Origin of the sequence: Streptomyces sp. NPDC051913 (assembly GCF_044593635.1) — a bacterium.
GTDB lineage: Bacteria > Actinomycetota > Actinomycetes > Streptomycetales > Streptomycetaceae > Streptomyces.
Window position 1 is genome coordinate 275,519 of record NZ_JBIUCI010000002.1, and the last position, 22,133, is coordinate 297,651.

At 70.5% G+C, this 22,133-nt stretch carries 18 protein-coding genes; 7 read left to right on the plus strand and 11 right to left on the minus strand.

The window, feature by feature from the left end:
• Positions 1 to 33 precede the first annotated feature (33 nt).
• The 4 genes from ACIHIX_RS06550 to ACIHIX_RS06565 all read right to left on the minus strand — a co-directional run bounded on the left by ACIHIX_RS06550 (position 34) and on the right by ACIHIX_RS06565 (position 6,999).
• Positions 34 to 2,163, minus strand: a complete 2,130-nt coding sequence (locus ACIHIX_RS06550; RefSeq protein ID WP_399950647.1) for a 3-hydroxyacyl-CoA dehydrogenase NAD-binding domain-containing protein — start codon at positions 2,161 to 2,163, stop codon at positions 34 to 36.
• Entirely contained in the window at positions 2,160 to 3,386 is a 1,227-nt protein-coding gene (locus ACIHIX_RS06555) for a thiolase family protein (RefSeq protein WP_399950650.1), read from the minus strand. Before ACIHIX_RS06555 ends, ACIHIX_RS06550 begins: the two co-directional genes overlap by 4 nt.
• 221 nt (positions 3,387 to 3,607) lie before the next feature.
• The gene (locus ACIHIX_RS06560; RefSeq protein WP_399950653.1) at positions 3,608 to 4,642 is read right to left on the minus strand and encodes a LacI family DNA-binding transcriptional regulator; all 1,035 of its coding nucleotides are present in this window, start codon (positions 4,640 to 4,642) and stop codon (positions 3,608 to 3,610) included.
• A complete protein-coding gene (locus tag ACIHIX_RS06565; protein ID WP_399950656.1) occupies positions 4,639 to 6,999 on the minus strand; it encodes a glycosyl hydrolase 2 galactose-binding domain-containing protein in 2,361 nt (786 codons plus the stop codon). The genes ACIHIX_RS06560 and ACIHIX_RS06565 overlap by 4 nt, the downstream gene beginning before the upstream one ends.
• Positions 7,000 to 7,164: 165 nt before the next feature.
• On the opposite strand from ACIHIX_RS06565, the gene ACIHIX_RS06570 reads away from it, so the two are divergent.
• From ACIHIX_RS06570 to ACIHIX_RS06580, 3 genes are read left to right on the plus strand one after another with little or no spacing between them, the layout of a single operon-like run.
• On the plus strand, positions 7,165 to 8,478 hold the full coding sequence (locus ACIHIX_RS06570) for an extracellular solute-binding protein (protein ID WP_399950659.1): 1,314 nt from the start codon (positions 7,165 to 7,167) through the stop codon (positions 8,476 to 8,478).
• Entirely contained in the window at positions 8,478 to 9,425 is a 948-nt protein-coding gene (locus ACIHIX_RS06575; protein WP_399950662.1) for a carbohydrate ABC transporter permease, read from the plus strand. Before ACIHIX_RS06570 ends, ACIHIX_RS06575 begins: the two co-directional genes overlap by 1 nt.
• Positions 9,422 to 10,252, plus strand: a complete 831-nt coding sequence (locus ACIHIX_RS06580; protein WP_399950665.1) for a carbohydrate ABC transporter permease — start codon at positions 9,422 to 9,424, stop codon at positions 10,250 to 10,252. Before ACIHIX_RS06575 ends, ACIHIX_RS06580 begins: the two co-directional genes overlap by 4 nt.
• 81 nt (positions 10,253 to 10,333) lie before the next feature.
• On the opposite strand, the gene ACIHIX_RS06585 is transcribed toward ACIHIX_RS06580, so the two are convergent.
• The 3 genes from ACIHIX_RS06585 to ACIHIX_RS06595 form a co-directional block, all read right to left on the minus strand.
• Positions 10,334 to 11,662: a ribonuclease D gene (locus tag ACIHIX_RS06585; protein ID WP_399950668.1), complete on the minus strand. Its 1,329-nt coding sequence runs from the start codon at positions 11,660 to 11,662 to the stop codon at positions 10,334 to 10,336.
• 143 nt (positions 11,663 to 11,805) lie between these two features.
• Complete coding sequence (locus ACIHIX_RS06590; RefSeq protein ID WP_059195623.1) at positions 11,806 to 12,468, minus strand: response regulator transcription factor; 663 nt, start codon at positions 12,466 to 12,468, stop codon at positions 11,806 to 11,808.
• A gap of 240 nt (positions 12,469 to 12,708) precedes the next feature.
• Positions 12,709 to 13,377, minus strand: a complete 669-nt coding sequence (locus ACIHIX_RS06595) for a DUF3000 domain-containing protein (RefSeq protein WP_399950671.1) — start codon at positions 13,375 to 13,377, stop codon at positions 12,709 to 12,711.
• A 129-nt stretch (positions 13,378 to 13,506) separates the two neighbouring features.
• Here ACIHIX_RS06595 and hemE point away from each other — a divergent pair, with 129 nt between their 5' ends.
• Positions 13,507 to 14,562, plus strand: a complete 1,056-nt coding sequence (gene hemE, locus ACIHIX_RS06600) for a uroporphyrinogen decarboxylase (RefSeq protein WP_399950674.1) — start codon at positions 13,507 to 13,509, stop codon at positions 14,560 to 14,562.
• A gap of 1 nt (position 14,563) precedes the next feature.
• Here the strand turns inward: hemE and ACIHIX_RS06605 are convergent, their stop codons facing one another.
• Positions 14,564 to 15,382, minus strand: a complete 819-nt coding sequence (locus ACIHIX_RS06605; protein ID WP_399950677.1) for a rhomboid family intramembrane serine protease — start codon at positions 15,380 to 15,382, stop codon at positions 14,564 to 14,566.
• A 92-nt stretch (positions 15,383 to 15,474) separates the two neighbouring features.
• Here ACIHIX_RS06605 and ACIHIX_RS06610 point away from each other — a divergent pair, with 92 nt between their 5' ends.
• Positions 15,475 to 15,810 (plus strand): hypothetical protein, encoded by a 336-nt coding sequence (locus tag ACIHIX_RS06610; RefSeq protein ID WP_399950680.1) that lies wholly within the window; start codon positions 15,475 to 15,477, stop codon positions 15,808 to 15,810.
• On the opposite strand, the gene ACIHIX_RS06615 is transcribed toward ACIHIX_RS06610, so the two are convergent.
• Both ACIHIX_RS06615 and ACIHIX_RS06620 read right to left on the minus strand, forming a co-directional pair.
• Positions 15,807 to 17,189 carry an FAD-dependent oxidoreductase gene (locus ACIHIX_RS06615; protein ID WP_399950683.1) on the minus strand — a complete coding sequence of 461 codons (1,383 nt, stop codon included), beginning with the start codon at positions 17,187 to 17,189 and terminating at the stop codon, positions 15,807 to 15,809. The two genes, ACIHIX_RS06610 and ACIHIX_RS06615, sit on opposite strands and share 4 nt — an antisense overlap.
• 27 nt (positions 17,190 to 17,216) lie before the next feature.
• Positions 17,217 to 18,146: a DUF4349 domain-containing protein gene (locus tag ACIHIX_RS06620; protein WP_399950686.1), complete on the minus strand. Its 930-nt coding sequence runs from the start codon at positions 18,144 to 18,146 to the stop codon at positions 17,217 to 17,219.
• Between the two features lie 154 nt (positions 18,147 to 18,300).
• Between ACIHIX_RS06620 and hemG the strand changes: the two genes are divergently transcribed.
• Positions 18,301 to 19,752 carry a protoporphyrinogen oxidase gene (gene hemG / locus ACIHIX_RS06625; RefSeq protein WP_399950689.1) on the plus strand — a complete coding sequence of 484 codons (1,452 nt, stop codon included), beginning with the start codon at positions 18,301 to 18,303 and terminating at the stop codon, positions 19,750 to 19,752.
• Between the two features lie 5 nt (positions 19,753 to 19,757).
• Positions 19,758 to 20,489, plus strand: a complete 732-nt coding sequence (gene hemQ, locus ACIHIX_RS06630; protein ID WP_399950692.1) for a hydrogen peroxide-dependent heme synthase — start codon at positions 19,758 to 19,760, stop codon at positions 20,487 to 20,489.
• On the opposite strand, the gene ACIHIX_RS06635 is transcribed toward hemQ, so the two are convergent.
• Positions 20,490 to 22,082 (minus strand): alpha/beta hydrolase, encoded by a 1,593-nt coding sequence (locus ACIHIX_RS06635; protein ID WP_399950694.1) that lies wholly within the window; start codon positions 22,080 to 22,082, stop codon positions 20,490 to 20,492.
• Positions 22,083 to 22,133: the final 51 nt, after the last annotated feature.

A 22,133-nucleotide genomic window follows, 5' to 3' on the forward strand; every position in this document is an offset into this window, starting at 1 on the left:
GGCCTGCGGGGCACCGCCGTTCACAGCGGAGCGTTACGCCGGGACGCTCGCCACGCCCGGCGCCAGGAACTTCTTGCCGTTCACGCGCTCGGAGACACCCTCGCGGTCCAGGTACGGCGTGATGCCGCCCAGGTGGAAGGGCCAGCCCGCACCCGTGATCAGGCAGAGGTCGATGTCCTGCGCCTCGGCGACGACACCCTCGTCGAGCATGAGCCCGATCTCCTGGGCGACGGCGTCGAGGACACGGTCACGGACCTGCTCCTCGGTGAGGACGGAGTCGCCCTGCTTGAGGAGCGCGGCGACCTCCGGGTCCAGCTCCGGCTTGCCGGAGTCGTAGACGTAGAAGCCGCGCTTGCCGGCCTTGACGACGGCGGCGAGGTTCGGGGAGACCGTGAAGCGGTCCGGGAAGGCCCGGTTGAGGGTCTCCGAGACATGCAGACCGATCGCGGGACCGACCAGCTCAAGCAGTACCAGCGGCGACATCGGCAGACCCAGCGGCTCGACCGCCTTCTCCGCGACCTCGACCGGCGTGCCCTCGTCGATGACGTTCTGGATCTCGCCCATGAAGCGGGTGAGGATGCGGTTCACGACGAACGCCGGGGCGTCCTTCACCAGCACCGCGGTCTTCTTCAGCTTCTTGGCCACCGCGAAGGCGGTCGCCAGCGAGGCGTCGTCGGTCTGCTCGCCGCGCACGATCTCCAGGAGCGGCAGGATCGCGACCGGGTTGAAGAAGTGGAAGCCCACGACCCGCTCGGGGTTCTTGAGCTTCGACGCCATCTCGGTCACCGACAGCGAGGAGGTGTTCGTAGCGAGGATCGCGTGCGCCGGGGCGACCGCCTCGACCTCGGCGAACACCGTCTGCTTGACGCCGATCTCCTCGAAGACGGCCTCGATGATGAAGTCGGCGTCGGAGAAGCCCTCGGCCTTGTCCAGCACACCGGTGACCAGGGCCTTGAGGCGGTTGGCCTTGTCCTGGTTGATACGACCCTTGCCGAGCAGCTTCTCGATCTCGGCGTGGACGTAGCCCACACCCTTGTCGACGCGCTCCTGGTCGATGTCCGTCAGGACGACCGGGACCTCGAGGCGGCGCAGGAAGAGCAGCGCGAGCTGCGAGGCCATGAGGCCGGCGCCCACGACGCCCACCTTGGTGACCGGACGCGCCAGCGACTTGTCCGGCGCACCGGCGGGACGCTTGCCGCGCTTCTGCACCAGGTTGAAGGCGTAGATGCCGGAGCGCAGTTCGCCACCCATGATCAGGTCGGCGAGGGCGATGTCCTCGGCGTCGTAGCCCTGCTGGAGGTCGCCGTTCTTGGCGGCGGCGATGATGTCCAGGGCGCGGTAGGCGGCCGGGGCGGCGCCGTGCACCTTGGAGTCGGCGATGAACCGGCCGCGCGCGACGGCCTGGTCCCAGGCCTCACCGCGGTCGATGACCGGACGCTCGACCTTGACGTCGCCCTTGAGGACGTTCGCCGTCCAGATCAGCGACTGCTCCAGGAAGTCCGCGCCCTCGAAGAGAGCGTCGGCGATGCCCAGGTCGAAGACCTGCTGGCCCTTGAGCTGCTTGTTCTGGTTCAGGCTGTTCTCGATGATCACCGAGACGGCCTTGTCGGCACCGATCAGGTTCGGCAGGATCGTGCAGCCGCCCCAGCCCGGGACCAGGCCCAGGAAGACCTCGGGCAGCGAGAACGCCGGGAGCGCCTTCGAGACGGTCCGGTACTCGCAGTGCAGACCGACCTCGACGCCACCGCCCATGGCGGCACCGTTGTAGTACGCGAAGGTCGGGACCGCGATGCCGGCGAGACGCTTGAAGACCTCGTGGCCGCCCTTGCCGATGGCCAGCGCGTCCTTGTGCTCCTTGAGGAGCTCGACACCCTTGAGGTCGGCGCCGACAGCGAAGATGAACGGCTTGCCGGTGATGCCGACGCCGACGATGTCGCCGGCCGCGGCCTCCGCCTCGACCTGGTCGATCGCCGCGTCGAGGTTCGCCAGCGACTGCGGGCCGAAGGTGGTCGGCTTGGTGTGGTCGAAGCCGTTGTCGAGGGTGATGAGCGCGAAGCGCCCGGCACCGAACGGCAGGTCGAGGTGGCGTACGTGCGCGGACGTCACGACCTCGTCGGGGAACAGCTCGGCCGCGCCCTTCAGAAGCTCAGCGGTGGTGCTCACTTGTCGCCTCCGGCGTCCTTGTGGTGCGGGTTCTCCCAGATGACCGTCGCGCCCATGCCGAAGCCGACGCACATGGTGGTCAGGCCGTAGCGGACCTCCGGCTGCTCCTCGAACTGACGGGCGAGCTGCGTCATCAGACGCACGCCCGAGGAGGCCAGCGGGTGACCGAAGGCGATGGCGCCGCCGTACTGGTTGACGCGCGCGTCGTCGTCGGCGATGCCGTAGTGCTCCAGGAAGGCCAGGACCTGGACGGCGAAGGCCTCGTTGACCTCGAAGAGACCGATGTCGGAGATCGACAGCCCCGCCTGGGCGAGCGCCTTCTCGGTGGCCGGGATCGGGCCGTAGCCCATGACCTCCGGCTCCACACCCGCGAAGGAGTAGGAGACCAGACGCATCTTCACCGGGAGGTTGTTCTCGCGGGCGAAGTCCTCGGAGGCGATGAGGGAGGCGGTGGCGCCGTCGTTCAGACCGGCCGCGTTACCGGCGGTGACCCGGCCGTGGACACGGAACGGCGTCTTGAGACCGGTCAGGTTCTCGATGGTCGTGCCCGGGCGCATCGGCTCGTCGGCGGTGACCAGACCCCAGCCGGTCTCACCGGCCTCCGGGTTGGTGCGGCGTACCGAGATCGGCACCAGGTCGGCCTGGATCTTGCCGTTGGCGTACGCCTTGGCGGCCTTCTCCTGCGAGCGCACGGCGTACTCGTCGGCGCGCTGCTTGGTGATCGTCGGGTAGCGGTCGTGCAGGTTCTCGGCGGTCATGCCCATGAACAGCGCCGACTCGTCGACGAGCTTCTCGCTCACGAACCGCGGGTTCGGGTCCACGCCCTCACCCATGGGGTGGCGGCCCATGTGCTCGACACCGCCGGCGATGGCGATGTCGTACGCCCCGAAGGCGACCGAACCGGCGACCGAGGTGACGGCGGTCAGCGCGCCGGCGCACATGCGGTCGATGGAGTAGCCGGGAACGGACTGCGGCAGACCGGCGAGGATGCCCGCGGTACGGCCGATGGTCAGGCCCTGGTCACCGATCTGCGTGGTCGCGGCGATGGCGACCTCGTCGATCTTCTTCGGGTCCAGACCCGGGTTGCGGCGCAGCAGCTCCCGGATCGCCTTCACGACCAGGTCGTCGGCGCGGGTCTCGTGGTAGATGCCCTTCGGGCCCGCCTTGCCGAACGGGGTGCGGACGCCGTCGACGAAGACGACGTCCCTGACGGTACGAGGCACGATGGCTCTCCTCCAGATGCGGGATGGCACTGCTGCACGGCCCAAGCACAACCACTGAGCGCGCGCTCAGCCCCATGCTACTTATGGGTAACGTAGCTGCACAGCCCTGGAGGCGGGAGCGGCGAAGGTCACATTGAAACGGGCGTGGCGGAGGAGGGCCTTTAAGGGGCGCGGGGAACTGCGCGAGCAACCCACGACGGCCCGCAGGCCCGTACGAGCCCCTACCGAGGCGGCGCCGTGGACCCCCGAGGAGTCAGCACCGGAGTAGGCACAGGATGCGACTCCGCCCCTTCCCCCATGATCACCCCGAACAAGGTCCGAGCCGCATCCGCCCCGAACCCGTGCACGTCATGACTCATCGCGGACAGGGTCGGATGGGTGAGCCGACACAGCTGCGAGTCGTCCCACGCCAGCAAGGAGACATCGCCCGGCACCGACAACCCCATCTCCGCCGCCACCGACAGCCCCGCCACCGCCATGATGTCGTTGTCGTACACGATCGCCGTAGGCCGATCAGCCGGCGCAGCCGTCAGCAGCGACCGAGTCGCCCGCGCCCCCGCCTCCCCCGAGTAGTCGGTCGTCACCTGCCAGGCCCCGGCCAACTCCAACACCCTCGCCGCCTCGGCGAACGCGGTGCCGCGCGCCGCCGTGTGCCCCAGCGCCGCCGCCCCGCCCACCCGAGCGATCCGCCGATGCCCCAGCGCCGCCAGATACCGCACCGCCTCGGTGACAGCCGTCGCGTCATCGGTCCAGACGGACGTGAGTCCCCCCGTGAGCGAGGGATGTCCTACGGCGACCACGGGCATCCCGAGCCGCTCGGCCGCCGCCACCCGGGGATCGTCGGGCCGGAAGTCGACGAGGATCGCCCCGCCGATCTGCCGCCCCCGCCACCAGGCCTCCTGGAGGCCCACCTCCTCCTCGACGTTGCGCACGAGCCGCAGCAGCAGCGAGCACGAGTGCTCGGTGAGCACGCTCTCCACGCCGGAGATGAACTCCATGTAGAACGGCTCAAGGCCCAGCAGCCGGGCCGGCCGGCAGATGGCGAGGCCCACCACGTCCACCCGCGACCCGGCGAGCGTGCGCGCGGTGAGGTTCGGCGCCCAGCCCAGCTCCCGCGCGGCCCGGAAGATCCGGTCCCGGGTCGCCTCCGACAGCCCCGGTTTGTGGTTGAAGGCGAGGGACACGGCACCCTTGGACACCCCGGCGCGCGCGGCGACGTCCTTGATGGTGACGCGGGAGGCCGGCTGGGCTGTCATCGAGAGGGCTCCATGCAGTACAGGGCGGAGCGGGCGGCGTCCGCGTCGGGAGTCTTCCAGCCGCTGACCCCGATGGTCACCCGTTCGCCGGGCAGCAATGTCACGAGCCCCCGGTCGGCCCGCGCGTCCGGGTCGAGCCGGTCGGCTTGCAGCAGCAGATCCCGTACGAGGCTACGCGCCACGACCGTCACCGAGCCGTCCGGCGCGACCGAGACGTCGAACTCGGGCCGCGGATAAGGGATGTCACGATCGACCGTCGGGAAATGGAACGCCCGCGCCGCATCGGCGTCCGCGACGAGGAACTCCTTGGGCCCGCCGGGCACCAGCTCCTCCGGCACATCGACCCGCGCCACCGCCCGCGCCCCGGCGGTGAACTCCACCTCCGCCTCGCCGATCACCGCCCCCTCGACGGTCATTCGCCGCAACCGCACCGCCGCGGCCCAAGCCTCCGCCGTCTGGTTGACGACGGCCAGCTCCCGGCCCTGAACCGTCAGCAGCCGATCGGCGTAGAGCCGCCGTAGCTCGTGATAGAGCGGCTTCTCCCGCCCGTCCCCGTCGATCGCTGCCCAACTCGTCACCGGCCAGCAGTCGTTGAGCTGCCAGACGATCGTGCCCGCACACACCGGCCAGTTCGACCGCCAGTGCTCGATCCCGGCGGCCACGGCCCGCGCCTGGTTGACCTGGGTGAGGTAGTGCCACCGGTCGAAGTCCCCCTCGGGCCAGGCGAAATGGCGTTCAAGACCCCGCCGCAGCTTCCCGTTCCCGTCCTCCGCCTTCTGGTGGTGCAGCATCCCGGGGGAGTCCGCCGCGAGTTCCTCCCCCGGCAGCGCCCGCCGCAGCGTGGCGTGGGCGGGCGGTGCCTGCCAGCCGAACTCGGCCATGAACCGGGGCACTTCACGCCGGTACTCCGCGTAGTCCTCCCGGTTCCACACCTCCCAGGAGTGATGCGTCCCGTGCGCCGGATCGTTCGGATGGTGATCCCAGGAGCCGGACCACGGACTGCCCGCCGTATAGGGCCGCGTGGGATCCAACTCGGCCACCACGCGCGGCAGTACGCCCAGGTAGTACCCCTCGCCCCACGAGTCCCCGGCCAGCCGCTCCTCCCACTGCCAGTCCCTGAACCCCCACAGGTTCTCGTTGTTGCCGTTCCACAGCACGAGCGAGGGATGCGGCATCAGCCGTACGACGTTCTCCCGCGCCTCGGCCTCCACCTCGCCCCGCAGCGGCTGCTCCTCCGGATAGGCGGCGCACGCGAACGGGAAGTCCTGCCAGACCAGCAGCCCCAACTCGTCGCAGACGTCGTAGAAGTCGGCGCTCTCGTAGATACCGCCGCCCCAGATCCGCACGAGGTCCACGCCCGCGTCGGCGGCCTGAGTCAGCCGCTCCCGGTAGCGCGCGCGGCTGATCCGGGACGGGAAGACGTCGTCCGGGATCCAGTTGACGCCCCGCGCGAAGAGCCGCTCCCCGTTCACGACGAACGTGAACCCGGTGCCGTGCTCATCCGCGGACCGGTCCAGTTCGATGCTGCGGAACCCGATGCGCCGCCGCCACACGTCCAACGCCGAGTCCCCGTGCAGCAGCGTCAACTCCACTTCGTACAGCGGCTGGTCGCCGTACCCGCGCGGCCACCACAACTGCGGGTCGGGCACGTCGAGCCGTACGACCCCTCGTGTGCCCTCGATCGAGACGCGCACCCGCTCCCCGGCGACCGTCGCCTCGACGGCCAGCGGAGTCTCGACCCGGGTCCGCTCGACGTCGACCGCCAACTCGACCACTCCCACGCCCTCTGCGACCGTCACCAGCGGTCGCACCCGGGAGATCCGGGCCGTCGACCACTGCTCGAGCCGCACTGGCCGCCACATCCCGGCCGTCACCAGGGTCGGCCCCCAGTCCCAGCCGAACGAGCAGGCCATCTTGCGGACGTACTGGAAGGGCTCGGCATAGGCGGCCGGCCGCTCACCGAGCGCACCGCGCACCGCCTCGGCCTCGGCGTACGCCGACCCGAACCGCACGGACAGCCGCCCCGACAGGCCGGTCACGTCGAAGCGGTAGGAGCGGTGCATGTTCCTGGTGCGCCCCAAAAGCCGCCCGTCCAGGACGACTTCGGCGACCGTGTCGAGCCCCTCGAAGACCAGGTCGGTCTGCTCGTGCCCCGATCCGGCGCGCAGGTCGGTCTCGTAGGTCCAGTCCCGCCGCCCCACCCACGCCACCGCGGTCTCGTTCCGCCCGAGAAAGGGGTCCGGGATCACCCCGGCCGCCAGCAGGTCGGTGTGGACGCAGCCCGGCACGGAGGCGGGGAGGGCGTCCCCGTCGTGCCGCAGGATCCATCCGGAGGTGAGCGGTGTGGCCTGAAGCATGTACGCACTCCCTAAACCGATCAAGTCCAGTACTGGGAACACTTTTTGGCATCGTTGGCGAGATACGGACTTTACCGGTTAAGAAAACGTTGTCAGAGTACCGAACCAGCCAACCCGCAAGTGCTCGTCCGTCCCGTGAACGTCCCGAGAACGGAGCTGATGCACATGAACCGCCGTCACATCCTGGCCCTGGCCGTGGGATCCGCCGTCCTGGCCGCCGGCTGCACCGGTACCGGAGGCACCTCGAAAGGCGCCGACGCCAAGGCGCCCGACGACCCGGCGAAGGTCACCGGCACCATCAAGGTCCTCACCGTGCGCACCGACCTGGTGCAGGACGGCACGATGGACGAGTACGCCGCCGAGTTCAACAAGATCTACCCGAAGGTCAAGGTCAAGTTCGAGGCCCTCACGAACTACGAGGCCGAGGTCAAGATCCGTATGAACACGGAGAACTACGGCGATGTCCTGATGATCCCCGGGGTGATCAAGAAGAGCGACTACCCCAAGTTCTTCGCCTCGCTGGGCACGGTCGCGGAGCGCAGCAAGAAGTACCGGTTCACCGACTACACCGCGGTCGACGGCAAGGTCTACGGCCAGACCGCCGACGGCGTGATGCCGGGCTTCCTCTACAACAAGCGGATCTGGCAGGAGGCCGGCGTCACCGACTGGCCCACCACCCCGGACGAGTTCGTGACCGCGCTCAAGGCCATCAAGTCCAAGACCGACGCGACCCCGTACTACACCAACTTCGCCGCCGGCTGGACCCTGACCTCCTGGACCTTCGTCAACGGCACGGTCCACTGCGACCCCCAGGCCACCACCAAGATCGCCGAGGGCGACCCCTGGGCCGAGGGCGCCGACCTGCGCGTCGGCGACACGCTCCTGTACGACATCGTCCACGAGGGCCTCGCCGAGAAGGACCCGACCACCTCCAACTGGGAAGCTTCCAAGGGGCAGTTGGCCAAGGGCCAGATCGCCACGCAGTGGCTCGGCACCTGGGCGATCATCCAGTTCCAGGACGCCGCGAAGAAGGCCGGCGTGAACCCGGACGACATCGGCTTCATGCCCTTCCCGGCCCAGACCGACGGCAAGTTCTGCGCCACCGTGGGCCCGGACTACAACCAGGGCATCAACGTCCACTCGAAGCACAAGGAAGCCGCCCGCGCCTGGCTCGACTGGTTCACCGACAAGTCCGGCTACGCCGACGACAACCTGGCCATCTCGCCGCTCAAGGACGCGCCCATGCCGACCGTCCTGAAGCCGTACGAGGAGCAGGGCGTCAAGCTCATCGAGCTGGACGACAGCAAGGGCGCCGAGGTCAAGGCCATCGACACCGAGTCCGAGGTCGGCATCAACACCCCCGACTACCGGCAGGAGTTGGTCGACCTGGCCCGCGGCGCGAAGAAGGGCACGCTCGACGACTATCTGAAGAGCCTGGGCCAGAAGTGGACCGAGACCCAGAAGAACCTGGGGTCCTGATGACGGACACCACCGCACGGGTGTCCGTCACGAAGGAGCCGATACGGGACACTCCGGTACCGGCTCCGGCCCCCCGCCGGGCCCGCGTCCTGCGCCAACTGACGCCCTGGATCTTCCTGGTCGTCCCCCTCGTCCTCCTGATCACCTTCACCTACGCGCCGATCGTCAACATGGTCGCGTACAGCTTCACCGACTGGGACGGTGTGAGCCCCGAGCTGCACTACACGGGGCTGGAGAACTACACCGAACTGTTCACCCGCTCCGAGCTGTTCGAGGTCTTCTTCGTCAGCGGCTACTACCTGGTCGCCTCGGCGATCCAGATCGTCGCGGCGCTGTACTTCGCGACGGTCCTGAGCTTCAACGTCCGCTTCCGGAACTTCTTCAAGGGCGTGCTCTTCTTCCCGTACCTGGTCAACGGGGTGGCGATCGGCTTCGTCTTCCTCTACTTCTTCCAGGACGGCGGCACCCTCGACTCGGTCCTCGCCCTGTTCGGCCACCACTCCGACCACGCCTGGCTGGGCACGCCGTTCTCCGCCAACTCCTCGCTGGCCGCGGTCTCCGTCTGGCGCTATCTGGGCCTGAACTTCGTCCTGTTCCTGGGCGCGATCCAGTCGATCCCGGGGGAGTTGTACGAGGCGGCGGAACTGGACGGCGCCAACCGCTGGCACCAGTTCCGCCACATCATCGCGCCGGGTATCAAGCCGGTCCTGACCCTGACCGTCATCCTCTCGGTCTCGGGCTCGCTGTCCGCCTTCGAGATCCCGTACATCATGACGGGCGGCGCGACCGGCACGGAGACCTTTGTGATCCAGACGGTGAAGCTGGCCTTCCAGTTCAACAAGACGGGACTGGCCTCAGCCGCCGCCCTGATCCTGCTGCTGATCATCCTGCTGGTGACCTGGCTCCAGCGCAGGCTCGTCCCCGACGACAAGGTGGACCTGGTATGACCCGCCGAGCCGTGGCCCGCACGTTCGTCTACGCCTCGCTCATCCTCGCGACGCTCGTCGTCCTGCTTCCGCTGGGCGTGGTCTTCCTGACGTCCCTGAAGACGGACGAGGAGATGACGGGCGGCAGCGGGGCCCTGACCCTCCCCGACGACCCGCTGAACTTCCACAACTACGTGACCGCGTTCCAGGACGGCCGGATGCTCTCGGCCTTCGGTCACACGGCCTTCATCCTGGTGTTCGCCATCGCCGGCACGGTCCTGATCGGTTCGATGACGGCGTACGCGATCGACCGCTTCACGTTCCGCTTCAAGAAACTGGTCGTGGCCCTGTTCCTGCTGGCGGCCCTGGTCCCCGGCGTCACGACCCAGGTCGCGACCTTCCAGATCGTCAACGGCTTCGGCATGTTCGACACGCTCTGGGCGCCCATCACCCTCTACATGGGCACCGACATCGTCTCGATCTACATCTTCCTGCAGTTCGTGCGCTCGATCCCGGTCTCCCTGGACGAGTCGGCCCGCCTGGACGGCGCCAACGCCTTCACGATCTACCGAAAGATCATCTTCCCCCTCCTGAAACCGGCCATCGCCACGGTCGTCATCGTGAAGGGGATCACCGTCTACAACGACTTCTACATCCCGTTCCTCTACATGCCGTCCCAGGATCTTGGCGTGATCTCGACGTCCCTGTTCCGCTTCAAGGGCCCCTTCGGCGCCCATTGGGAAACGATCTCGGCAGGAGCGATAGTCGTCATCCTCCCCACCTTGATCGTCTTCCTGGCACTGCAGCGCTACATCTACAACGGCTTCACGAGAGGAGCGACCAGGTAGGAGACGTGAAGGGGCGCAGGGAACTGCGCGAGCAACCACGGACAACCCGCAGTCGCCGCACAGCAGAAACCCCAACGGCGATCAGGCGGACAACGCACTCACCAGAACCGGCGCCACAAGTTCAACCTGCCAAGCCCGAGCCCCATGCCCGGCCAGCGCGTCCCCGACCGTCCCCGCATCGACCACCTTCGGCGGCTCCCAGCAAACCCGCCGCACGGTGTCCGGAGTGATCAGGTTCTCCTGAGGCATGTTGAGCCGCTCGGCCAAGGCGGAAACGCCCGCCCGAGCCGCCGACAACCGAGCCGCGGCCGCAGGATCCTTGTCGGCCCACGCGCGCGGTGGCGGCGGCCCCGTCACCGGCTGCCCAGGCGCAGGCAACTGCGCCTCGGGCAGCGCCTTGGCCCGGTCCACCGCCGCCTGCCACTGCTCCAGCTGCCGCCGCCCCATCCGCTGCCCGAACCCGTTCAGCCCGGCCAGCACCTGCACACCGGTCGGCAGGGACAGCGCGGCCTCCACGATCGCCGCATCCGACAGCACCTTGCCCGGGGACACGTCCCGCCGCTGGGCGATCCGGTCCCGCGTCTGCCACAGCTCCCGCACCACGGCCAGCTGCCGGCGCCGGCGCACCTTGTGCATCCCGGACGTCCGCCGCCAGGGATCCTTGCGCGGCTCGGCGGGCGGAGCCGCCGCGATCGCGTCGAACTCCTGGCGCGCCCACTCCAGCTTCCCCTGCCGGTCCAGCTCCTTCTCCAGGGCGTCCCGCAGATCGACCAGGAGTTCCACGTCCAGCGCGGCGTAGCGCAGCCACGGCTCGGGCAGCGGCCGGGTCGACCAGTCGACGGCGGAGTGGCCCTTCTCCAGTACGAAGCCCAGGACGCCCTCGACCATCGCGCCGAGCCCGACCCGGGGGAACCCGGCGAGGCGTCCGGCCAGCTCGGTGTCGAACAGCGAGGTCGGCACCATACCTATCTCGCGCAGGCAGGGAAGGTCCTGGGTGGCGGCGTGCAGCACCCACTCGACGCCGGAGAGGGCCTCGCCGAGCCCCGACAGGTCGGGGCAGGCCACGGGGTCGATCAGCGCGGTCCCGGCGCCTTCACGGCGCAGCTGGACGAGGTAGGCGCGCTGTCCGTAGCGGTAGCCGGAGGCGCGCTCGGCGTCGACGGCGACGGGGCCGGTCCCGGCGGCGAACGCGGCGATGACCTCGGCGAGCGCGGTCTCGTCCGCGACGACGGGCGGGATGCCCTCGCGCGGTTCCAGGAGCGGAATCGGCTCAGGGCCGGGTTCGGGACCGGCTTCGGGTCCCGGTTCAGGGTTCGGCGCCCCCGTAACAGAAGATCCGCCGTCGTCCGGAGGGGCGCCTCCGGTGGTTCGCAGTGAGCTGTCTGCTGCGGTGTCTTGGGCGTCGGTCACCTGTCAAGGGTATCCGTGTATGGACAGCGCCCGCCGACGGAACGTTCCGTCGACGGGCGCCTGAGGGTCGTAAACCAGTCAGTACCGCGAAAGGTCTGGTTCACGTCCGTGAACGATGAGGGCGGGGCACCCTCGGCGGGACCTCAGTGGATGATGCCGGTGCGCAGGGCCACCGCCACCATTCCGGCACGGTCGCCCGTGCCGAGCTTGCGGGCGATGCGGGCGAGGTGGCTCTTGACGGTCAGTGCGGACAGGCCCATCGAGACGCCGATGGCCTTGTTCGACTGGCCCTCCGCCACCAGTCGCAGTACCTCGACCTCACGGCCGGACAGTTCGCGGTAGCCGCCCGGGTGGCTCGGGGCACCCGGGGGGCGGCGGTGCATTCCTGCGGCGCGGGAGCCGATGGGGGCGGCGCCCGGTCGGGTGGGGAGCCCGACGTTGGTGCGGGTGCCGGTGACGACGTAGCCCTTCACTCCGCCCGCGAGGGCGTTGCGAACGGCGCCGATGTCGTCGGCGGCGGAGAGGGCGAGGCCGTTGGGCCAGCCTGCCGCTCGGGTCTCCGACAGGAGGGTCAGGCCGGAGCCGTCGGGCAGGTGGACGTCGGCGACGCAGATGTCGCGGGGGTTGCCGATGCGGGGACGAGCCTCCGCGACGGACGAGGCCTCGATGACATCGCGCACACCGAGCGCCCACAGGTGGCGGGTGACGGTGGAGCGGACGCGCGGGTCGGCCACGACCACCATCGCGGTGGGCTTGTTCGGGCGGTAGGCGACCAGGCTTGCGGGCTGCTCGAGGAGAACGGACACCAGGCCTCCTGGGGTGCGGGGACGACTTGGAAGGTCACAGTCGTCTTCGGCACCGAACCACGAGTCCTTTAGGAAATGATCACGATCTAGTGAGTAACAATTGGTGCAATTCGGACGTGTGGTCGATCGTTCGGTGAACGATTCAGTTCGTTCGACGGATCACTCTCGACTGAAAGTGGCCGTATCGACAAAGTGACGACAAAATTCCTGCGCCCGAAAAGGTGACACCGGGGGTGGACGTCAGCGTGACTGGGGACCGCGCCGCTGCGGCAGCGTCACCACCGACGCGTCGCCGGGCCCGGCCGGCGGCAGCCCCGCGACCTGCGCCAGCAGATCGCACCAGGCCGCCAGATGACCCGCCGTGTCCGGCACCCCGCCCAGACCCTCCCGAGGCGTCCAGGAGGCGCGGATCTCGATCTGCGAGGCCGAGGGACGCTCGGCGAGACCGCCGAAGTAGTAGGAGCTGGCCCGGGTGACCGTGCCGCTCGGCTCCCCGCACGCCAGACCACGGGCCTGGAGCGCCCCGGTCAGCCACGACCAGCAGACGTCGGGCAGCAGCGGATCGGCCGCCATCTCCGGCTCCAGCTCCGCGCGCACCAGCGTCACCAGCCGGAACGCACCCCGCCAGGCGTCGTGCCCGTCCGGGTCGTGCAGCAGCACCAGCCGGCCGTCGGCCAGGTCCTGGTCGCCGTCGACGACCGCCGCCTCCAGCGCGTACGCGAACGGCGCCAGCCGCTGCGGGGCGCGGGTCGGCTCCACCTCGATCTGCGGCCTGAGCCGCGCGGCCCTCAGCGCGTCGACGGCGGCCCGGAAGGGCAACGGAGCGTCGCTGCTCGTATCCCGATCCCCCTCCTTCGCGTCGTCCATTCCGCCAGTGCCGTCCGACAGTCGTCCTTGAGCCGCAGCCATGCGGGAAGATTAAAGGGAAGCGGGGCCCGGTGCCGCCCTAGACACCCGGACAACGGGCGCCAGGTCACCGGCGACCCGGTACCGACGCCGGGCACTCGGCACCCGGGACGCCGTGCGAGACTTGCCGACGTGAGTGCTAATCAGACGCCGCCGTCCGCCACGTACGAATCCGCCTTCCTCAAGGCCTGCCGGCGCGAGCCCGTGCCGCACACCCCGGTGTGGTTCATGCGGCAGGCCGGGCGCTCACTGCCCGAGTACCGCAAGGTCCGCGAGGGCGTCCCGATGCTCGAGTCGTGCATGCGGCCCGAGCTGGTCACCGAGATCACCCTCCAGCCGGTGCGCCGGCACAACGTGGACGCGGCGATCTACTTCAGCGACATCGTCGTCCCGCTCAAGGCCATCGGCATCGACCTCGACATCAAGCCCGGCGTCGGCCCGGTCGTCGAGAAGCCGATCCGCACCCGCGCCGACCTGGCCCAGCTGCGCGACCTCACCCCCGAGGACGTCTCCTACGTCACCGAGGCCATCGGCCTGCTGACCGCCGAGCTCGGCGCCACCCCGCTCATCGGTTTCGCCGGCGCGCCTTTCACCCTCGCGAGCTACCTCGTCGAGGGCGGTCCCTCGCGCACGTACGAGAACGCCAAGGCGATGATGTACGGCGACCCGGAGCTCTGGGCCGACCTGCTGGACAGGCTCGCCGACATCACGGCCGCGTTCCTGAAGGTGCAGATCGAGGCCGGCGCCTCCGCCGTCCAGCTCTTCGACTCCTGGGCCGGCGCGCTCGCCCCCGTCGACTACCGCCGCTCGGTGATGGCCGCCTCCGCGAAGGTGCTCGACGCCGTCGCCGGGTACGGCGTCCCGCGCATCCACTTCGGCGTCGGCACCGGCGAGCTGCTGGGCCTCATGGGCGAGGCCGGCGCGGATGTCGTCGGCGTCGACTACCGGGTGTCGCTCGACGAGGCCGCCCGCCGCGTCGGCCCCGGCAAGGCGCTCCAGGGCAACCTCGACCCGACCGTCCTGTTCGCCGGCACCGAGGCCGTGGAGGCCAAGACCCGCGAGGTCCTGGAGACGGCGAGGGACCTGGAGGGCCATGTCTTCAACCTCGGTCACGGCGTCATGCCCTCCACCGACCCGGACGCGCTGACCCGGCTCGTGGAGTACGTCCACACGCAGACCGCCCGCTGACCTACCAGGTGTGCCGGGGCCGCGCCTTCCTGCCGAACAGCAGGCCGCGCGGTTCCGGCGGCGGGGTCGTGCCCGCCTTGAGCGGCCAGGCCAGCAGCATGCCGACGAGGAAGCCCACGACGTGCGCCGCGTACGCCACCGTGCCCGCGTCGGAGACGCCCTCGCCGGACGAGTAGAAGGCCTGGAGCACGAACCAGAACCCGAGCACCAGCCAGGCCGGCAGTCTGAGCGGCAGGAAGACCAGGAACGGGACCAGGACCCACACCCTGGCCTTCGGATACAGCGCCAGATAGGCGCCCAGCACCCCCGCGATGGCCCCGGACGCGCCGATCAGCGGGTCGCCGGAGTCGTCGTTGAGAAGCGCGAAGCCGTACGAGGCCGCGTAGCCGCAGACGACGTAGAACAGCGCGAAGCGGACATGGCCCATGCGGTCCTCGACGTTGTTGCCGAAGATCAGCAGGAACAGCATGTTGCCCAGCAGATGCAGCCAGCCGCCGTGCAGGAACATCGCGGAGAACACGGACAGCGCCGGGGACTTGTCGTAGGCCGGCGGGCCGACCACACAGCCGTGGCCGCCCGGCCCCACCTCACCGGTGGGGACCAGCCGCGGCAGCTGATGGTGGATCAGCTCCTGCGGCACGGCCGCGTAGTGGTCCAGGAACGCCTGCAGATGACACAGCTGGGACAGGCCGCTGTCGCCCGCCACGGAGCCGGCGAGGCCGGGCGTGTACAGGAAGACCAGCACGTTCGCGGCGATGAGCGCATACGTCACCACAGGGGTACGGCGCACCGGGTTCACGTCATGGACGGGGATGACCACAAGGGAAATGTGCCCGCAATACGGGGCGTGAATCGGTGAACACCCGCACGCGCGCGTGCGTATGTGTTCTCAACCGACGTGAGGAACAGGCGATGAACGACCGAGTTACTCCTCCGATCCACGCGCTGCCCGACGGTGAGGCCGAGCTCGCCGTCGTGCTGCGACTGCCCTGGGAGGACGTCGCCCGACTGGGCCAGGAGGCGGGGCGGCTCGCCTCCCAGATGCAGCGACCGGTGACGCTGGACGAGGCGGTGAGCCACCGGCTGCGGTCGTCCCGGGCCTCCGCCGCCCACGCCAAGCCCGCGGGCGAGCAGCCCGCCGCCATGCCGGCCGCCGTCCCCGCGAGCGCGTCCGTCTCCTCGCTGCCCCGCCCCCCGGCCGAGCAGGCACGGCAGGCCATAGAGCGGATCAACGCGACCGGCGCCTAAGCCTGTACGGCCTTCGCCGCCTTCCTGGCCGCGACCAGTACCGGGTCCCACACCGGGCTGAACGGTGGTGCGTAGCCCAGGTCCAGGGCTGTCATCTGCTCCACCGTCATCCCGGCCGTCAGCGCCACCGCCGCGATGTCCACGCGCTTCCCGGCGCCCTCCCTGCCGACGATCTGCACGCCGAGCAGCCGTCCCGTGCGGCGCTCGGCGAGCATCTTGACCGTCATGGGGGAGGCGCCGGGGTAGTAGCCCGCGCGGGACGTCGACTCGATGGTGACGGACACGAACCGCAGGCCCACCCGGTGCGCGTCCTTCTCGCGCAGTCCCGTCCGCGCGATCTCCAGGTCGCAGACCTTGCTGACCGCCGTACCGACCACGCCCGGGAAGGTCGCGTAACCGCCGCCGACGTTGGCGCCGATGACCTGGCCGTGCTTGTTGGCGTGGGTGCCGAGCGCGATGTGGCGTTCCTGGCCGGAGACGAGGTCCAGGACCTCCACACAGTCACCGCCCGCCCAGATGTCCTCGTGGCCGCGCACCCGCATGCCGAGATCGGTCAGCAGCCCGTCATGGCGGCCCACGGGCAGCCCCGCCGCCTTGGCCAGCTCCGTCTCCGGGCGCACCCCGATGCCCAGCACCACGACGTCCGCCGGGTACTCGGCGTCCTCCGTGGCCACCGCCCGTACCCGGCCGTCCTCACCGGTCAGGATCTTCGTGACGGCGGCATCGTCGACCATGGTGATGCCCAGGCCCTCCATCGCCTCGTGCACCAGGCGCCCCATGTCCGGGTCGAGCGTCGACATGGGCTCGCTGCCGCGATTGACGACCGTCACCTCGTAACCGCGGTTGATGAGCGCCTCGGCCATCTCGACGCCGATGTACCCCGCGCCGACCACCACCGCCCGCCGCCCACGCGTGCGTGCCAGCGTGTCGATCAGCGCCTGCCCGTCGCCGAGGGTCTGCACCCCGTGGACGCCCGGCGCGTCGACGCCCGGCAGGTCCGGGCGGACGGGGCGGGCGCCGGTCGCGATCACGAGTTTGTCGTACGACGTCCAGGACTCCGCCCCGGAGTCGAGGTCACGCGCGCGGACCCGCCGCCGCTCGACGTCGATCTCCGTGACCTCCGTGCGCATGCGCAGGTCGATGTCACGGGCCCGGTGCTCCTCGGGCGTGCGGGCGATCAGCTCGTCCCGCTCCCCGACGTCGCCGCCCACCCAGTACGGGATGCCGCAGGCCGAGTAGGAGGTGAAGCGGCCCCGCTCGAACGCCACGATCTCCAGTTCGTCGGGCCCCTTCAGCCGGCGGGCCTGCGACGCCGCGGACATCCCCGCGGCGTCGCCGCCGATCACGACCAGTCGTTCCCTCGCAGCGCTCATGTTCATGCGAACACGCTACGTGGGGCGGGCATTTCAGTGCTGCCCGCCGCCCCGCTCCTCGGCGGCCACCGGGAGGTGCTCCGGGACCGGTCGGCGCGAGCGCCGGGGGCGGAGCAGGCGCAACCACGCCAGCACCAGCAGGGCCAGGACCGCGGCGAACGGCAGGACCGCCGCGAGCGCCACCACGATCCAGCGCAGCATCCTCACGAACGCGTCCCAGCCGCCCGCCAGCGCGTCCACGACCCCCGGGTCGTCGTCCCCGGCGGCCTTCGCGACCGGCTTCTCGGACAGGGACAGGGTGATGGTGGCCAGGCTCGTGCGGTCCTTCAGGGAGGCCTGCCGGGCGAGCAGCGCCTCCAGATCGGCCTGACGGCTGCTCAGTTCGCCCTCCAGGGTCACCACGTCGCTCAACTTGGTGGCCCGGTCCATCAGCTCGCGGATGCGGGCCACGCTCGCGCGCTGCGACTTGATGCGGCTCTCCACGTCGACGACCTGGTCGGTGACGTCCTGCGCCTTCGCGGTGCGCTCGATGAGCTTGCCCGAGCCCTCCAGCTCGGCCAGCACCTCCTCGTACCTGTCGACGGGCACCCGCAGCGTCACCCGCGTCTCCTCCGCGCCCTTCTCGTCGCGGGAGGTCGACTCCTTGCCGACGTAGCCGCCCGCGTTCTCGGCGGTGGTGCGGGCCGCATCCAGCGCCTTCGGCACGTCCTTGACCTGAACGGTCAGTTCGGCGGTGCGGATGATGTGGCTGCTGGGCACCTGGGGAGCGGTGCTCGCCTGCCTGCCGCCGCTGTCGGCGGCGGCGCCCGGGGCGGCCTCCTTCCCGTCCGACAGCGCGGCGCTGTCGCTGCCGGAGCCGCCGTCGGAGGAGTCGGAGCCGGAGCAGCCGGTCAGGGCTAGTGCGGTGGCCAGCAGGATGCCCGCCAGGGCCTGGACGGGTCGTACGGAACGTCGTGTGCGCATGGGCGTGCCCCCGGATTGTGACGACTGACGCTCCTTCGACGCGCGGGCACCGCGCAACGTTGGGGCGGGCCGGTTCCGAAGGGGTCACGGTCGGGACTCGGAAGGGACAAAGGTCCCTGGCGTCACTGTCGGTGGCGTCTGAGAAGGTGGAGCCATGAGCGGATCAGGTACGACGGGGCACGTCGTCGTCATCGGGGCCGGGATCGCGGGACTGGCCGCGGCCCACCGGCTGCTGGGGCGCGGGGCGCGGGTGACCGTGCTGGAGGCGTCCGGCCGCGTCGGCGGCAAGCTGCTGCCCGGCGAGATCGCCGGCGCGCGCGTGGACCTCGGCGCGGAGTCGATGCTGGCGCGCAGACCGGAGGCCGTCGCCCTGGCCCGCGAGGTGGGCCTGACCGACCGCCTCCAACCCCCCGCCACCGCCACCGCCTCGATCTGGACCCGCGGCGCCCTGCGCCCGATGCCCAAGGGCCATGTCATGGGCGTCCCCGGCACCGCGTCCGCCCTCTCCGGCGTCCTGTCCGACGAGGGACTGGCCCGCATCGAGCGCGACGCCGACCTGCCGCGCACCGAGGTCGGCGACGACGTGGCGGTCGGCGAGTACGTCGCCGCACGGCTCGGCCGCGAGGTCGTCGACCGCCTGATCGAGCCGCTGCTCGGTGGCGTGTACGCGGGCGACGCCTACCGCCTCTCGATGCGCTCCGCGGTCCCGCAGCTCTACCAGGCCGCGAAGACGCACACCTCCCTGACGGAGGCGGTCCGTGAGATCCAGGCCAAGGCGGCGGCCAACCAGCAGACCGGCCCGGTCTTCATGGGCCTCGCGGGCGGCGTCGGCGGTCTCCCGCTCGCCGTCGCCGACGCGGTCCGCGCGCGGGGCGGCGAGATCGTCACCGGCGCGCCCGTGACCGAACTGCGCCGCGAGGGCGCCGAGGGCTGGCGGATCACGGCCGGGGACCGCGTCCTGCGCGCCGCCTCCGTGGTCGTCGCCGTACCCGCCCCCGTCGCCTCCCGCCTGCTGCGCGCGGAAGCCCCCGCGGCCGCCGCCGAACTCGCCGCCGTCGAGTACGCCTCCATGGCCCTGGTCACCCTCGCCTACCGCCGCGCGGACATCGATCTCCCGGCCGGCAGCGGCTTCCTCGTCCCGCCCGTCGACGGCCGCACGATCAAGGCGGCCACGTTCGCCTCCCAGAAGTGGGGCTGGATCGCCGACGAGAACCCGGACGTCGTGGTCCTGCGCACCTCGGTCGGCCGCTACGGCGAGACGGCGATCCTGGACCGCGACGACGCGGACCTCGTCGACGTCTCCCGCCAGGATCTGCGCGAGGCCACCGGCCTCGACGCGAGCCCCCTCGACACCCGCGTCACCCGCTGGACCGACGGCCTGCCCCAGTACCCCGTCGGCCACCACGCGCGCGTGGCCCGCGTCCGTGAGCACCTCGCGAAGCTCCCGGGCCTCGCCGTCTGCGGGGCGCAGTACGACGGAGTGGGCATCCCGGCCTGTGTCGCGAGCGCCTACGCGGCGGTCGACCGGATCCACGGAGACGAGCGCGGTGTGCAGGAGCTCACCGCCCACCCGGTGCAGAGTCTGCACGGAGGAGCAGGAGAATAAGGACCATGACCAACGATGCCACCACCCCCGAGGCCGGCCGGATCCCGAACAAGGGCAAGCTGGCCAAGGACCTCAACGAGGTCATCCGATACACGCTCTGGTCCGTCTTCAAACTGAAGGACGTCCTCCCCGAGGACCGCGCGGGCTACGCCGACGAGGTCCAGGAGCTGTTCGACCAGCTCGCCGCCAAGGACGTCACGATCCGCGGCACCTACGACGTGTCGGGACTGCGCGCCGACGCCGACCTCATGATCTGGTGGCACGCCGAGACCGCCGACCAGCTCCAGGAGGCGTACAACCTCTTTCGCCGCACCAGGCTGGGCCGCGCGCTGGAGCCGGTCTGGTCGAACATGGCGCTGCACCGCCCCGCCGAGTTCAACCGCTCGCACATCCCGGCGTTCCTCGCCGACGAGACGCCGCGCAACTACGTGAGCGTCTACCCCTTCGTGCGGTCCTACGACTGGTACCTCCTGCCCGACGAGGACCGCCGCCGTATGCTCGCCGACCACGGCAAGATGGCCCGCGGCTACCCGGACGTCCGCGCGAACACGGTCGCCTCCTTCTCCCTCGGCGACTACGAGTGGCTCCTGGCCTTCGAGGCCGACGAGCTGTACCGCATCGTCGACCTCATGCGCCACCTGCGCGCTTCGGAGGCCCGCATGCACGTCCGCGAAGAGGTCCCGTTCTACACGGGCCGCCGCAAGGACATCGGGGATCTGGTCGCCGGTCTGGCCTGATCAACCCCGGGGCCTGGGCTCCGGGTGCGGTGCGCAGGCCGCGCGCCGCACCCGGAGCCGGCCCTCCAACAGGTACGCGTCCAGGTACCCGTTGACACAATCGTTCGGCCCGCCCGCGATCCCGTGCGTCCCCGCGTCCCGCTCGGTCACCAGCACCGACCCGGACAGCCGCCGATGCAGCTCGATGGCCCCGTCATAAGGCGCGGCCGCGTCCCGCTCGGCGGCCAGGATCAACGTCACCGGCAACTCACCGGGCCCCGTGCGCACATCCAGCGGCTCCTGGCGCGGCGCCTGCCAGTACGCGCACGGCAGGTTCGTCCACACGTTGTCCCACGTCTCGAACGGCGCCACCCGCGCCAGCCGCGTGTTGTCCCGGTCCCACACCGCCCACCGGGTGGGCCAGGCCGCGTCGTTGCACTCGACGGCCGTGTACACGGCGTGGGAGTTCTCGGCCTCCTTCGCCGCCTCCGGATGCGGCCCCGCCTGCGCGATCAGCTGCTTCGGGTCGCCCTTCAGATACGACGACAGCGCCTCAGCGCGATGCGGCCAGTAGTCGTCGTAGTACCCGGCCGTCAGGAACGCCCCCTGCAACTGCCCGGGCCCGACCTTCCCGCCGGCCGGTTCCGCCGCCAGCTGGGCCGCCGCCTTGTCGTAGCTGCGCTGCACCTTCTCGGCCGTGTCGCCGAGCCCGTACACCTTGTCGTGCTTGGCGACCCACTCGCGGAAGTCCGCCCAGCGGTCCTCGAACGCGGCCGACTGGTCGAGGTTGTTGCGGTACCAAACCTGCTGCGGGTCCGGGTTCACCGCTGCGTCGAACACCATCCGCCGCACATGCGAGGGGAACAGCGTCGCGTACAGGGCCCCGAAGTAGGTGCCGTACGACGCCCCCATGAACGTCAGCCGGTCCTCGCCGAGCGCGGCGCGCAGGACGTCGAGGTCACGGGCGTTGTTGAGCGAGGTGTAGTGCCGCAGCGCGCTGCCCGCCCGCTTGGCACAGCCGCGCGCGTACGCCTTCGCCTCGGCGATGCGCTCCTGCTTGTACGACTCCGAGGGGTGCACCGGCGCCGGTGAGGGCGCCTTGAGGAAGTGCTTGGGGTCCTCGCAGGACAGCGGGGCGGAGCGGCCGACGCCGCGCGGGGCGTAGCCGACGAGGTCGTACGCCGCCGCGAGCGGCTTCCACTCGGGCAGGTAGCCGATGAGCGGGAAGTACATGCCGGAGGCACCGGGTCCGCCCGGGTTGTAGACCAGGGAGCCCTGCCCGGGGACCTTGTGCTTGCTGTTGTGGGGGTCCTTGTGGGTGGCCCGGACCCGGCTGACGGTGAGTTTGATCTGTTTGCCGTCGGGGTGGGCGTAGTCGAGCGGGACGGTGACCGTGCCGCACCGCATCGCGGCCGGCAGGTCCTCGGCGTCGGGGCACTTGCCGAAGGCGATCCCGGCAGCCTGGGCCCGTGCGGCGGCCGTCGCGGTGCCCCGCAGCTCGACCGCGCCCGGCAGGCCGCCCGGCACTCCGGGCGAGGTGCTGCCGGCCGGGGCGGCCGCGAGTGTGGTCAGGATCAAGGTCCCGGCGGCCGAGTAGAGGGCGGGGGCTCTCATCGCGTATCCCTTCGGTGCACGGCAGCAACAAAAGGGATGTTTCGTTCGGTT

What these genes read in the sequence shown, in the direction of transcription:
- hemG (WP_399950689.1), top strand. Translation starts at nt 18,301, where the DNA reads ATGAGCGGATCAGGTACGACGGGGCACGTCGTCGTCATCGGGGCCGGG.
- ACIHIX_RS06575 (WP_399950662.1), top strand. Translation starts at nt 8,478, where the DNA reads ATGACGGACACCACCGCACGGGTGTCCGTCACGAAGGAGCCGATACGG.
- ACIHIX_RS06570 (WP_399950659.1), top strand. Translation starts at nt 7,165, where the DNA reads ATGAACCGCCGTCACATCCTGGCCCTGGCCGTGGGATCCGCCGTCCTG.
- ACIHIX_RS06620 (WP_399950686.1), bottom strand. Translation starts at nt 18,146, where the DNA reads ATGCGCACACGACGTTCCGTACGACCCGTCCAGGCCCTGGCGGGCATC.
- ACIHIX_RS06635 (WP_399950694.1), bottom strand. Translation starts at nt 22,082, where the DNA reads ATGAGAGCCCCCGCCCTCTACTCGGCCGCCGGGACCTTGATCCTGACC.
- ACIHIX_RS06580 (WP_399950665.1), top strand. Translation starts at nt 9,422, where the DNA reads ATGACCCGCCGAGCCGTGGCCCGCACGTTCGTCTACGCCTCGCTCATC.
- ACIHIX_RS06560 (WP_399950653.1), bottom strand. Translation starts at nt 4,642, where the DNA reads ATGACAGCCCAGCCGGCCTCCCGCGTCACCATCAAGGACGTCGCCGCG.
- ACIHIX_RS06615 (WP_399950683.1), bottom strand. Translation starts at nt 17,189, where the DNA reads ATGAACATGAGCGCTGCGAGGGAACGACTGGTCGTGATCGGCGGCGAC.
- hemQ (WP_399950692.1), top strand. Translation starts at nt 19,758, where the DNA reads ATGACCAACGATGCCACCACCCCCGAGGCCGGCCGGATCCCGAACAAG.
- ACIHIX_RS06565 (WP_399950656.1), bottom strand. Translation starts at nt 6,999, where the DNA reads ATGCTTCAGGCCACACCGCTCACCTCCGGATGGATCCTGCGGCACGAC.
- ACIHIX_RS06610 (WP_399950680.1), top strand. Translation starts at nt 15,475, where the DNA reads ATGAACGACCGAGTTACTCCTCCGATCCACGCGCTGCCCGACGGTGAG.
- ACIHIX_RS06595 (WP_399950671.1), bottom strand. Translation starts at nt 13,377, where the DNA reads ATGGCTGCGGCTCAAGGACGACTGTCGGACGGCACTGGCGGAATGGAC.